At 55.0% G+C, this 12,800-nt stretch carries 10 protein-coding genes; 4 read left to right on the top strand and 6 right to left on the bottom strand.

The features are described 5' to 3' along the window. Positions 1-351: 351 nt before the first annotated feature. From AC2FJV_RS10570 to AC2FJV_RS10555, 4 genes are all read left to right on the top strand, one after another. Complete coding sequence (locus tag AC2FJV_RS10570) at positions 352-1,557, top strand: YcaO-like family protein (RefSeq protein ID WP_496713656.1); 1,206 nt, start codon at positions 352-354, stop codon at positions 1,555-1,557. Then, a complete protein-coding gene (locus tag AC2FJV_RS10565; RefSeq protein ID WP_496713654.1) occupies positions 1,554-2,876 on the top strand; it encodes a TfuA-like protein in 1,323 nt (440 codons plus the stop codon). Before AC2FJV_RS10570 ends, AC2FJV_RS10565 begins: the two co-directional genes overlap by 4 nt. Before the next feature lie 43 nt (positions 2,877-2,919). Continuing rightward, positions 2,920-4,215: a gluzincin family metallopeptidase gene (locus AC2FJV_RS10560; protein WP_496713652.1), complete on the top strand. Its 1,296-nt coding sequence runs from the start codon at positions 2,920-2,922 to the stop codon at positions 4,213-4,215. 113 nt (positions 4,216-4,328) lie between these two features. Beyond that, complete coding sequence (locus AC2FJV_RS10555) at positions 4,329-4,934, top strand: pentapeptide repeat-containing protein (RefSeq protein ID WP_281995090.1); 606 nt, start codon at positions 4,329-4,331, stop codon at positions 4,932-4,934. A gap of 52 nt (positions 4,935-4,986) precedes the next feature. Here the strand turns inward: AC2FJV_RS10555 and AC2FJV_RS10550 are convergent, their stop codons facing one another. The 6 genes from AC2FJV_RS10550 to AC2FJV_RS10525 form a co-directional block, all read right to left on the bottom strand. Beyond that, positions 4,987-6,756 (bottom strand): adenylate/guanylate cyclase domain-containing protein, encoded by a 1,770-nt coding sequence (locus AC2FJV_RS10550; protein ID WP_281286267.1) that lies wholly within the window; start codon positions 6,754-6,756, stop codon positions 4,987-4,989. Between the two features lie 85 nt (positions 6,757-6,841). Continuing rightward, positions 6,842-7,489 (bottom strand): GNAT family N-acetyltransferase, encoded by a 648-nt coding sequence (locus AC2FJV_RS10545; protein WP_246097210.1) that lies wholly within the window; start codon positions 7,487-7,489, stop codon positions 6,842-6,844. 151 nt (positions 7,490-7,640) lie between these two features. Further along, positions 7,641-8,585, bottom strand: a complete 945-nt coding sequence (locus tag AC2FJV_RS10540) for an ABC transporter substrate-binding protein (protein WP_496713650.1) — start codon at positions 8,583-8,585, stop codon at positions 7,641-7,643. 47 nt (positions 8,586-8,632) lie between these two features. Then, a complete protein-coding gene (locus tag AC2FJV_RS10535) occupies positions 8,633-9,640 on the bottom strand; it encodes an ABC transporter permease (protein WP_281995092.1) in 1,008 nt (335 codons plus the stop codon). Then, positions 9,637-11,163 carry a sugar ABC transporter ATP-binding protein gene (locus AC2FJV_RS10530; RefSeq protein WP_271948851.1) on the bottom strand — a complete coding sequence of 509 codons (1,527 nt, stop codon included), beginning with the start codon at positions 11,161-11,163 and terminating at the stop codon, positions 9,637-9,639. Before AC2FJV_RS10530 ends, AC2FJV_RS10535 begins: the two co-directional genes overlap by 4 nt. Before the next feature lie 40 nt (positions 11,164-11,203). Continuing rightward, positions 11,204-12,757: a UxaA family hydrolase gene (locus tag AC2FJV_RS10525; protein WP_496713661.1), complete on the bottom strand. Its 1,554-nt coding sequence runs from the start codon at positions 12,755-12,757 to the stop codon at positions 11,204-11,206. Between the last annotated feature and the right edge of the window lie 43 nt (positions 12,758-12,800).

Below are 12,800 nucleotides of genomic sequence, written 5' to 3'. Positions count from 1 at the left end.
AAAAGCTTCCCATTCAGCAACCTCCATGCAAACATCTGTTCTAATACAGAATTTGCACTTCGTTTGGGAATCCACCGGTCTCGCAATAAATACCGCAGAATGAAGATTATGTTAAAATAATGCGACATCCTTTGAATATCGTTGCTGCAATTCGATTCTAGGTGCTGGCTGCTGGACACAGTTGGTTCAGCCCGCGCTTATCATTGTCCAGCAAGTAGATTGTCGTGTTGAGACAATTATGGGCGGCAGAGTTGACCCATATGAAATCATCCCCCATCCTGAGCTGATCCGGTCACCGGCAAGTATTTTCGCCTGGTGGCCAATTTCTTTTGTTTTTGGCAAGGTTGCATCATGTCTGACGTATCGGAAAAGCAATATGTGCTTGATACTCATCGGCTGCGAAGCCCCAGCCAAACATTGGAAATCGTAACGCCCTATTTGCGTGAAATGGGCATTACTCGAATTGCGAACTTAACCGGCCTGGATCGTATCGGATTGCCCACGGTCATGGTTGCGCGCCCGAATTCCCGATCGGTTTCGGTGTCGCTCGGCAAGGGATTGTCAGTCCCGGCCGCGCAAGCGTCGGGGGTTATGGAAGCGATCGAAAGCTGGCACGCGGAACGGGTAACGGCGCCTCAACGTCTGGCACGATTTACCGATATAGCGCGCGATGCGCCGGTGGTGGATGTTGATAAGCTACCTCGGGTAACTGGTGGCCGATTTGATCCTGATGCGAACAGATTGTGGGTAGAGGGTCGGGATTTGAATTCCGCTTGCGCCCGTTGGGTTCCAATGGAGATGGTCGATACCGATTATACGTCTTTGCCGATGGGTGGGCAGGTAGCCTTTCCCAGAACGACAAATGGTTTGGCATCCGGCAACAACCTGTTTGAAGCCAGTTGCCATGCGATCTTTGAACTCATCGAACGCGATGCCACCACATTGTGGCAATTTCAGTCCGCGCCAGCACGGATCCACCCAGACACTATAGATGATGACAGGTGCAAGGACGCAATAAGCATGATTGAAGCGGCGGGCCTGACCCTGGGCATCTGGGACACCACCTCGGACATCGGAATCGCCTGTTTCCGCTGTACGATCTGCGAGCCGGACGGGCAGAACGGCCACATCGGTATCGGTGATGGCTGCCATCCAGATCGCGCCATTGCTTTGTTGCGGGCCCTGACCGAAGCGGCACAAACCCGCCTCACCTATATCTCTGGCGCGCGTGATGATCTGGACCCAGAAGAGTTTACTGACCAGGCGCAGATAGAAAGATGTGCCTATATTCGCAATCAGATTGACAGCTCGGACGCGACGCAGGATTTTTCGAATGCTCCGACATATGCCACCGGATCATTCCAAGAGGATTTGAACTTGCTGACTACCCGCCTCGAAACTGTAGGTATTTCGCAGGTGATCACGGTCGATCTATCGCGCCCGGAATATGAGATCGCCGTTGTCCGAGCTGTCATACCTGGGCTTGAAGCGCCTCATGACGACCCCGATTATATCGCCGGGGAACGCGCGCAGCGTGTAATGGAAACATACGGATGAGTGTCGTTATTTTTGTGGGCCCGACGTTGACAGCCGATGCTGTGGCCCAATGCTTGGACCCTGTGATCTTGCCCCCGGTCCGGCAGGGGGACGTATATCGCGTGGCACGTGATCGTCCGCGTGCGATCGGGATAATAGACGGCTTTTTTGAGGGCGTCCCGTCGGTCTGGCACAAAGAAATTCTTTGGGCCATGAATCAGGGAATCCCCGTTTATGGCAGTGCCAGCATGGGTGCTTTGCGCGCGGCAGAGTTGGCTGATTTCGGTATGATCGGCGTGGGTCGAATCTTTGAGGATTTCTACAGCCAAACCCTGCAGGATGACGACGAAGTTGCGGTCCTGCACAGCCCAGCAGAATTGGGCTATTTGCCATTGAGCGAGCCCATGGTCTCGGTCCGAGCAACGGTTGAGGAGGCGCAAAATCTAGGCATGTTGGTCGCTGAACGTGCCGCAGAGGTTCTGCGGATTGCCAAAGGCATGAACTATCGTCAGCGCAGTTGGCCCAACATAATTGACGCGTTGAACGGGCTTTCTGATATCCAGAGTTTTGTGGACTGGCTGCCAAACGGCAAGGTCGATGCAAAAGCGCGTGATGCCGTTGAGATGCTTGGGCGTATGGCCGAAGATCTGGCAAACGACCTTCCCTTCCCGGCGACGCAGCAACCGACCGAAGAAACGCTGATGTGGAAAGGGCTGCGTGCCCGAGTGGATGCCGATCAGAAGGCCGATCAGGCGGTTATCGACGAAGTCAGGCTGAACCCGGACATGTATACGCGGCTGCGTGAACGGGCCGCGCTGACTCTGCTGGCGCGGGAAGAGGCTGATCGGCGGGATGAAGAGCCTGACCGCCCTGCCCTGATGGCACAAATGGATGCGCACCGGCAAAAAGCCGGCCTGTCGCGCCGCGCCGCTTTGATGGCATGGCTGGACGAGAATGATCTGAGTGTCGAGGAATACGAGGCGATGCTGGCCGATGCCGCTCGGGTGCATGGCCACATTACCTCTCGGGCTTCGGTCCTTGACTCATCGCTTTTGCGCGAGTTGCGCCGTGACGGGAGCTATGCCGAATTGCGGGATCGTGCCCATCGCAAGGCACAAAGGGGAGCTGAATCAATGACTGCCCGAGGCGGTCCCGCAAGCGGGCGCCTACCTATGGTTATGTGGTATTTTGAAACACAGCTTGACCAACCAGTGCCGGATGATCTTGAATCATATGCAGTTTCACTTGGATTGGCCGGGCGGGAAGCATTTTTTGATTTGATAGAAGCAGAGTATTTGTTTTGTCACGCGGATGCCGGATTAAATAGTACCGTTGACTAGCCGCCCAAGGCGGAACCGAGGCGTGGCCTGAAAGGGGGGTATTGTGAACTTACCAGATCACCTTGATAAAGAAGAGCCTGGAACGCGATTTCTGCTGTATCCGCAATCCCCTTTTCTGGAAGAGGACCCACAGCTTGAGCTAGTCGAAATATCGGCCCCGCAGGGCAGTATCGGCCCAGGTCCATCGGGTCCGCGCATGTACACGGTTAACCCTGTCGGAAAGACTACACCCTATGGGGCCATCGTGCCCGGACCGGATGGTCCGGGAATGTATCTGCCGCCCTGGAACGGATATATCCATCCCCCTGCAATGCCTGATGAGTTCGGTAACTTTATCCATATTGGCCCGTCGGACCCGGCTTTTGAGGCAGCGCATCTGTTTGGCTCGGCGCATTTCACGATGGACGTCTGGCAGGGCTATTTTGACCGACCAATCCCATGGCATTTCGCCCGCGATTTTGACCGGCTGGAACTGTCGCTGCTGCCAAGCTTGGACAATGCGCATATCGGTTGGGGTTTCCTTGAAACCGGGGGCACCCACGAACACGGGGACGAATATCGCCCCTACAGCCTGAATTTCGACGTGGTCGCACATGAAATCGGCCACTCAATTATTTACAGCGTCGTGGGCATGCCCACCGACGGAGATGTTTCGGGCGAGTATTACGGGTTCCATGAATCCGCCGCCGATATGGTGGCGCTTCTGGCCTCTTTGCATTTTGGCTCGGTGGTAGAGGCGCTGTTGGAAAACACCAAAGGCAATCTCTACAGCTTCAACCGACTGAATCGCTTTGCCGAGCTTTCGGAAAATGCACAGATCAGAACGGCCGCAAACAACCGGTCACTATCGGAATTCGCTGCCGGATGGTCCAGTGAACATGCACTTTCCGAGCCACTGACAGGTGCAATGTTCGACATTTTGGTGGACATCTATCATGAGCGCCTGTTGGTTCATGGCCTTATCACACAGGCAGAGGAAGACCTGTCCGATCAGCTAGAGGATTCACCCGATTACAGCGCGGTCATGCAGGGTATTTTTGACAAGCGATATGCCGAAAACCCCGATGAATTCCGCGTAGCACTTCTTGAGGCGCGCGATTTCCTGGGCACCTATCTGGCCGACGCCTGGAGCATGTTGGACGCCGATATGCTCAGCTATTTCGGTGTCGAAAAGGCCATGCTGGCGGTGGATCAGGAAATTACCGGGGGTGCCTTCCGGCGGATCATCGAAGGAAACTTTCGGATGCGTGATATCGGGGTGGCAACTGCCGGTCCGCGGCTGCCGGACCCCGATGAAGACAGTCACGCACACTCCGTCCGCACGAAGGTTCCAGACTGATGACAGCAAAATTCTTTTTTTTTCGGCAGATTTATGGCATTTAGAGGCGGGGTGATTTTTGAGGAGACACCGATGCGGTCATCCTCGGGATTTAATCGAAGGGGGTTCGGGTGATGAACCCATATTTGGGAGATGAGTTTATGGCGGAATCCTTGCTCAGTTTTTCGGAAGTGTTGATTTACGGCAGAGTTATCGACGATTTGGATTACGACCCTGCGAAAAAGAAAAGCAGAGGAAAAGGCAACAACAAACATCTTGATGAGCAACTCGCGAATTCAGGAAATGACGAAGCCAAATTTGCCAAGATCTACGGGTTTGCCTATGAAGGCACCTACTACGACCTGCCCGAGCCGGTGATTTTCCTGGTTCACGGCGATGGTCAAGATGTCGCCAAAAAGGGCGAGCCGCCAAACCAGGCCTCGCGCGCGCCCACGGATCCTTCGATTGGCGGTGTTGCGGCGGCGGACTATCAGGTCGCTGACGGTATCAAGTTCTGGAGCTATGATAAGTCCGATCAGACCATGCGCATGGATGTGATGACAGGCCAGTTCGAACAGGTTCTTCTAGACCTCTATTTTGGCTTTGACAGCCCTGCTATCAGCGGTGCAAAGGTCAGCGGTGCCAAAGTGAGTGGTGCCAAGGTCAGTGGCGCGAAAGTCAGCGGTGCCAAGGTCAGTGGCGCCAAGGTTAGCGGAGCCAAAGTACGCGGCGGCGACTGATCTTCGGACAAAGTCAGCAAAGAAGGCGCGGGATCTCGCGCCTTTTTCCGTTTTAAAATCCCGCTTTTTTCAGCCCTTCGACAAAGTGCTGCGTGTCGTCCTCCAGACGGTCGGGCAGCACCTTGGCCCAGCGTGACAAAGAAAAGTTCGGGTGTGCGGCGCGGTGCTTTTCAGCAATCATACGTGCCATATCCATGTTGCCCAGCTGCGCATGGCTGGCGGCCAGCATCCGTTGACCCTCGGTCGGATTGTTCATCTTGTTGACGGTTTCGATAACATCTTCATAGCGCCTGAGATTGTAATAGGCGCCGCCGAGGTGCCAGAGATACTGATCCGGAAAGTACGGGTTCAGACGCATGGCCTGTTGCAGATGCGTGATGGCGGTCTCATTTTCCCCCGAATGTGCAAGCGCATCGGCGAAATCCGAATGCATATCCGCATCATTGGGGTTGAGAGCCAAAGCACGTTGGTAAGACTGTAGCGCCGCACTATGTTCCTTGCGATACAGATGGACAAATCCCAGCTCGCCAAATCCCCGTGCGTCTGTCGGGTCCAATTCGATCGACCGCTGTGCCAAAGACAGCGCCTGCTCGAATGCACTGCCTGGATCTTCGGTCCACGAGTATCGCCAATCCAGATTCAACGTTCGGGACAAGGCGGCGGCGGCACGGGCATAGTTGCCGTCCCTTTCCAGCGCAGATTGATAGAAATTCTGTGCCTTGCGGTTGTCGTTGCGCGTGTATTTGAAGATGTGCTGCTGCCCCTGCAGGACAGAGCCATATGCCTCCAGATCTGAAGGAACGGCCTGAACCATAACTTGGCGCTCATGGGATTCGATCATTACGGCCGTGGCCGCGACGATACATTCAGTCACCTCGTCCAGAATATCAAATATATCGTCAATGTTTCGATCAAACCGCTCACCCCAAATCGTGCGTTCAGTGTTAGCATCGACCAGTTCCGCAGTAATGCGGATTCGACTGGAAGAGCGACGCACACTGCCACGGGCGATATACCGGACATTCAGCTTTCTTGCGGCTTCCTTCGGTGGCATGGACTGCGCCCTGAAGAAGAATGATGAGTTTCGGGCGATGACGAAAAGGTTTCTGAATTTGGAAAGGTTCAGAATGATGTCGTCGGTCAGACCATCGGCAATCCAGCCGTCAGACTCATCCCCGCCGCTGATGCTGAACGGTAGCACAGCGACCGACGGAGTGTCCGGGCGTTCCAACAGATCGACAATAGCGTCGGGACGCATAGTGCCCGCCAAAGTAGCACCGGCAACCTCGCTGCGGACACAGTAGGTTGAAACCGGCGAAAGAATGTTCTTCAGATGCTGCGGACCAAGAAATTCGTACCCATACCGCAACCGGTTACAAACCTGATCATACACCGCAGAGCTGACATAGACCCGCTCGGGTTCCGCAATTTCTTGCAATCGCGCTGCAATGTTGACGTTGTCGCCATGAATTCCACGCTCATCTATCAGGATCTCTCCAAGATGGATGCCAACGCGAAACTTGATTTGCTGTTGATCTGATCCTGAATCGTTGTGCTGGGCAGAAATTTGGTGCAGCTCAACACCAAATTCGACCGCGCTGGTCGCTGTTTCAAACAGGGCCAGGATGCCGTCACCGCGCACTTCGACCACACGCCCCTGATAACGGGCGCATGCGGCTTCGATCTGCGATAGAAGTGTCTTCAAAGCGTTGTAGGTGTCGAGTTCGTTCTCACTCATCAGGCGAGAATAGCCGACGACATCTGCAAATAAGACTGCACCCAGCTTCTGAGTGATTGATGAATTCGGGTTAACTGTATTCACTGGCGGTACTCGATTCCTGAGTTCTGAACGAACCCTAACTTTTGTATAACAAAAAAAGATTTGAAATGATTGGTAATAACGTCTCTTAGTCCGACCCAGTCTCTTGCGGGGGCCAACACCAGCAATCCGAGGCATTATTGCCAAGCTTAACGATGGTTTCACCGCCCAATTCTTTCGCCAGTGAATTTCGGTTTTCGAACCAATCGCTGCTCAGCAACCCGACCACAACCATATCGTGAAATTGACCATCTGCAAACCAGGCCTGACGCATCGACCCCTCGATCTGGCACCCCAGTCTGGCAACCAGGTCTCTGCTGCTGACATTATCCGCCCTATAATACGAAGTCAGCCGGTTCAGCCCCAGTTGTCGAAAGGCGAAATCGGCGACCAAAGCCGTCGCCCTGATACCAACTCCATGGCGGCGCACCGAATGATCGACGAACATCGCAACGACAGCATCGCGATTGATCGGCGATATCCCCTCGAGGCCGCTCATGCCGACCAGTTTTCCCGCCGAATTCTCAACAACGAACCAACACCTGCGGCCGATGGCTGAGCCGGTGAACATGTCGCTCCAGCTTTCCTCTGTCTGTGCAAGATTAAGAGGGATGCGGGACACGCGTTCGAATTTGGCTAAATCCTCCACATTTTGAAACCAGGGCAGAATTGTCTCAAGATCGGATTTTTCCAGAGGACGCAGGACATAGGTCTTGTTGCTGGGCTTTTTTTTCACCGGAATTTCAACCTTCAATAAACATCAAAAAATAACCCGTAGAGGATAGCATGAAAACGCCACAAACAGAAAAGATGATTGTTGCAACCCAGTAAAACAAAAAACCGGTCCGCCGATCGGGCGAACCGGTCCGTATTAAGCTGTCAGGCTCTTAGTCGTAAAGAACTGCCGCGATCTTCGGATCGTCAATGTTGGAAGCATCGTAATAGTAAAAGCCTGTGTCGATTAGGGCCGGGACTTCTTCGCCTTTCATCGCCGCGACGGCCGCCTTGACCGTTTCATAGCCGATACCAACCGGGTTCTGAGTAATTGCCCCGGTCATCAGACCACTTTTGATCGCGTCTTTTTGGGCTTTGCCGCTGTCATAGCCAATGATGACAAGGCCTTCGGTGCCCAATTCCTGAACGCCGTTCACGACACCAATGGCAGAGCCTTCATTGGTGCCGAAAATACCATCCAGATTGGGGTTTGCAGTGAGGATCGCTTTTGTCACCTCGGTTGATTTCAGATGGTCGCCCTGCCCGTACTGAACGGTGACAACTTCGATATCAGGGTATTTTTCCGCAATGCGGTTCACAAATCCATCGCGGCGGTCAATGCCAGTGCGGCTGGTCTGGTCGTGGGCTACCACTGCAACTTTGCCTTTTCCACCAATCTTTTCGGCCATTTTGTCAGCGGCAAGCCCCGCTGCAGCTAGGTTATCAGTTGTGGCAGTAGAAACAGGAATATCACTGTCGACTCCGCTGTCAAAAGCGATGATCGGGATACCCTTGTCATTTGCCTGCTTCAGCAACGGAATGGCGGCCTGACTGTCGAGTGCGGCAAAGCCGATAGCTTTGGGATTGTTTGCCAGTGCTGCGGCCAGCATGTCGATCTGACGGTCGACCATCGTTTCGTTGTCCGGTCCTTCGAATGTGATTGTGACGTCAAACTCTTCGGCTGCCTGTTCGGCGCCCTGCTTTACCGCCTGCCAGAATTGGTGCTGGAACCCTTTGGATACCAGCGGAATATAGATTTCTTCCGCCATGGCCATCGAGGCCGGAGCTGCGAGGGTGGCTGCGCTGAGCGCCCCCAGAACGAAACGACGTGTTAACATGATATTCTCCTCCAGTTGGTCGTCATCTTCTTTGGTCCTAAAATTGTTCACCCGGTCTTTTTGCGCCGCGCCATGTCGGCATAGACGGCCAGAATGATGATCGCGCCGGTGACAACGGTCTGCCATTCCTGCGCTACAGATAGAACGCGCAGCCCATTGGTCAGGACAGCCATGATAAGCGCGCCGATGAGCGTTCCCAGGATCGTGCCGCGCCCGCCGGACAGAGAGGTTCCGCCAATGACCACAGCCGCGATGGCCTCAAGTTCGTATCCCAGCCCCAAAGCGGGTTGTGCCGAGTTCAGGCGCGAGGCGATCAGGATGCCGCCGATGCCGCAAATTCCCCCGGCCAGCGCGTAGATTCGCATCTTCCAGGCGTCGGTGTTGACACCCGACAAGCGGACCGCCTCTTCGTTTGATCCCAAAGCAAACGTATAGCGGCCCAGAACAGTACGGCTGAGGATATAGGATGCTGCAATCGCGACCAAAAACAAGATCAGCACGCCGTTCGGGATAGGTACCGAGGGGACGATTTCTCCGATCAGAGACCCGCGCGAGATCTGATCGAAACCAGGCGTGTCATTGAAATAGATCGGTCGTGTGCCCGAGATAACCAGCGATAGACCCTTGAGGATCAGCATCATGCCCAGCGTCGCGATGAAGGGCGGGATTTTCATTTTGGCCACAAATGTGCCCGAACACAGACCACAAAACGCACCCGCTGCAATGGCTGCAGCAACACCCAAAAGCAGGGGCATGCCGAGATAAGTCAGGGCTACGCCCGCAATCACGGCGCAGAAGGTCATCAAAGTGCCAACCGACAGGTCGATTCCGCCCGTGATGATCACCAGAGTTGCGGCAACGGCCAGTACGCCGTTGACCGAAGTTGCCTGCAGAATGGCTATCATGTTCGAGGTCTGCATGAAGTTCGGCGATGCGATCGAAAAGCCGATCAACAGGGCGATGAGACTGGCAAAGGCCAGCAGCTTTTGATACGCGCCGCTTTCCGACAGGCCCGCCAGGGGCTTTTTCTTGTCTATATCCGTTGCTGTGGTCATATTGCTGTCCCTGTGACCTGCATCGCCGCCGTGCGTTGGGTGGCCAGATGCATGATGTCTTCCTGAGTGGTGTTGTTTCCGCCGGGTAGAATTCCGGTCAGCCGGCCTTCGCACATGACGGCGATTCGGTGGCTGAGGCGCATGATTTCCGGCAATTCGGATGAGATCACGATGATCGTCTTTCCCTGCGCGGCCAGTTCTTCGAGCAGTTTGTAGATTTCCGATTTTGCACCGACATCAATACCGCGCGTGGGTTCGTCAAAGATCAGGATGTCGCAATCTCGCAGAAGCCATTTTGCGATGACTACCTTTTGCTGATTGCCGCCGGACAACAGGCGCACCTCTTGCACATCCGAGGGTGTGCGAATGCCAAGCTGGGCGATATAGCCTTTGGCCGTAGTGCTGATTTCGCTATCGTTCAGAACACCGGTGGCACTGGTAAACCTATCCATCGAAGCCAGAGCGATATTGTCGCGGACGTTCATTCCCGTGGCGAGGCCGAAATGCTTGCGATCCTCGGACAGGTACCCGATCCCGGCCCGCACGGCATCCACAGGGGAACGGATGGGCACGATCTGCCCATGTACCCGGATTTCACCGCCATCGATAGTGTCCGCCCCAAAGATTGCCCGCGCAACTTCGGTCCGCCCTGCCCCCATCAGCCCAGCAAAGCCCAAGATTTCACCCTTCCGGACCGAAAAGCTGACATCTTTCAGATCCGTGCCCCGCGTCAGTCCTGCGACTTCCAGAGAAACCTCGGCATCGCTCAGGTCCGGCACATCCAGAGGGTCTTCGGATACTTCGCGCCCAACCATCATCGCAATGATTTTGCTGATCGGCGTGTCACTGGCACCGACAGTGCCAACATATTCACCGTCGCGCATGACAGTCACACGGTCGGCGATTTGTTTCAGCTCGTCCATTTTGTGGCTGATATAGACAATCCCCACCCCTTCCGCCCTCAGGCGGCGGATGATGACGAACAGCTCGGCAATCTCGGCGTCGTTCAGGGCTGCGGTCGGTTCGTCCATGACCAGAACCTTGGAGCGATAGGACAGCGCCTTGGCAATTTCGACCATCTGCTGCTTGGCAATGGTCAACCCGCCGACCAGCGCTTTGGGATCAAGGTTCAGGTTCATCGCCCCGAAGATTTCAGCGGTTTGAGCGTTCAGCGCGGCCTCGTCCAGGCGACCAAAACGTTTCCGGGGCTCGCGTCCGATAAAGATGTTCTGCGCTACGGTCAGATCATTCATCAGACTCAGTTCCTGATGGATGATCCCGATCCCGAGGTTCTGAGCCTCACGCGGGGATGTGGGACTGGCTGATTTGCCTTGAATGGCCAAGTCGCCGCCATCGCGCTGATAGATCCCGGACAGGATTTTCATCAACGTACTCTTCCCCGCCCCGTTTTCCCCCATAAGCGCGTGGACTTCGCCCGAAAACAGATCGAACTGCACGGATTTCAGCGCGTGCACACCGGGGAAATACTTTTCGATCCCCTTCATTTCGACCAGTTTTTCCATCTCTCCTCCCATTTTGCCCCTACCTCTGACGAACCTGCCGCTACATCACAGCGCCGATTTGCCAGGGGACAAATTCAACGCCCCCAAAACCAAGCTCTTCGCTTTTTGTTTGATCGCCCGATGCGACGCGGATCAACATTTCGAACAACTCTTCGCCCTTGGCCTCGATACTGACCCCGTCAGTGACGATGTCGCCGCAATTCAGATCCATGTCTTCGGACATGCGGGCGTACATTTCCGAATTTGTTGCCAGCTTGATGCAGGGCGTGGGTTGATATCCGGAGACCGACCCCCTGCCCGTGGTAAACACGATCAAATTGGCACCCGCCGCCACCTGACCAGTGACTGAGCAAGGATCGAACCCGGGACTGTCCATGAAGACAAAGCCCTTTTTGTCGATAATTTCGCCAAATCTGTAGACGTCGCGCATCGGGGCCGTGCCCCCCTTGGCCACTGCACCCAGAGACTTTTCAAGAATGGTCGTCAGTCCACCGCGCTTGTTTCCGGGGCTTGGATTGTTGTCCATCTCGCCGCCATTGCGCTTGGTGTAATCTTCCCACCAATGAATACGGTCGATCAGTTTTTTGCCGATTTCCGGCGTTTCTGCGCGCCGGGTCAAAAGATGCTCGGCGCCATAAATTTCAGAGGTTTCCGATAGGATTGTTGTTCCGCCATGGCGCACAAGCAGATCAGAGGCATATCCAAGCGCCGGATTGGCAGTGATGCCGGAATAACCATCCGAACCACCGCATTGCATCCCGACCGTAATCGCACTGATCCGAGCCGGCTTGCGGACGGCCTGATTGGCGAGCCGAGCGATCCCCTCCACCTCGGCAAGCCCGCGCTCGATCGTGCGGCGCGTACCGCCTTCGTTTTGGATGGTCATATAGCGCAAGGCACCGTCCTCGCGGATGGGGCGGCCATCAACCAGACTGGCCACTTGCATGACCTCACATCCCAGCCCGATCAGCAGAATGCCGGCAAAGTTCGGGTGCTGGGCGTACCCGGCCAGGGTGCGCATCAACGTAGCATAGCCGTCATCCTTGGCCGACATACCGCAGCCCGTGCCATGCACGATGGGCACCACCCCGTCCACGTTGGGATATGGATCAAGCAACCCATGTTTTAAGGCCGCTTCGGCGATGAACCGGGCTACTGAACCCGAACAATTCACTGTCGTCAGAATTCCGATATAATTGCGCGTGCCAACCTTCCCATCGGACCGGTGATACCCGAGAAAACTCCGCTCTTCGTCGATATGCGGCAAAGGGGTATTTGCGGTCGCATGGGCATAGTCCTGCTGATGGGCCCCCATACCAAGATTGTGGACATGGACGTGATCTCCGGCTGCGATATCTGCCTTTGCCTGACCAATGATCTGACCATAGCGAATGACGTTTTTTCCGGCAGAAATTGGGGTAATTGCAATCTTGTGCCCACGCAGAACCTGATCCCTAAGCGGGACATTCAGCCCGGAAGGCTGCGTGCCGATCTTCAGATCTCGGAGCGCAATGACGATATTGTCGTCCGGGTTCAACCTGACTGTATCGCGCGCTGCGGGCTCAGAAGCCTTTATTTTCTGATCTGGTTGCATCATTTTCCTGTTTGCTGATCCCGACTGCTAATCGTCGGACACG

The sequence above is a fragment of the Ruegeria sp. CDSA241 genome, assembly GCF_059611265.1.
The sequence above is the reverse complement of the archived record's forward strand: the minus strand, read 5'-3'. Positions and strand labels throughout refer to the sequence as shown.

What these genes read in the sequence shown, in the direction of transcription:
- AC2FJV_RS10525 (WP_496713661.1), bottom strand. Translation starts at nt 12,757, where the DNA reads ATGCAACCAGATCAGAAAATAAAGGCTTCTGAGCCCGCAGCGCGCGAT.
- AC2FJV_RS10530 (WP_271948851.1), bottom strand. Translation starts at nt 11,163, where the DNA reads ATGGAAAAACTGGTCGAAATGAAGGGGATCGAAAAGTATTTCCCCGGT.
- AC2FJV_RS10540 (WP_496713650.1), bottom strand. Translation starts at nt 8,585, where the DNA reads ATGTTAACACGTCGTTTCGTTCTGGGGGCGCTCAGCGCAGCCACCCTC.
- AC2FJV_RS10535 (WP_281995092.1), bottom strand. Translation starts at nt 9,640, where the DNA reads ATGACCACAGCAACGGATATAGACAAGAAAAAGCCCCTGGCGGGCCTG.
- AC2FJV_RS10555 (WP_281995090.1), top strand. Translation starts at nt 4,329, where the DNA reads ATGAACCCATATTTGGGAGATGAGTTTATGGCGGAATCCTTGCTCAGT.
- AC2FJV_RS10565 (WP_496713654.1), top strand. Translation starts at nt 1,554, where the DNA reads ATGAGTGTCGTTATTTTTGTGGGCCCGACGTTGACAGCCGATGCTGTG.
- AC2FJV_RS10570 (WP_496713656.1), top strand. Translation starts at nt 352, where the DNA reads ATGTCTGACGTATCGGAAAAGCAATATGTGCTTGATACTCATCGGCTG.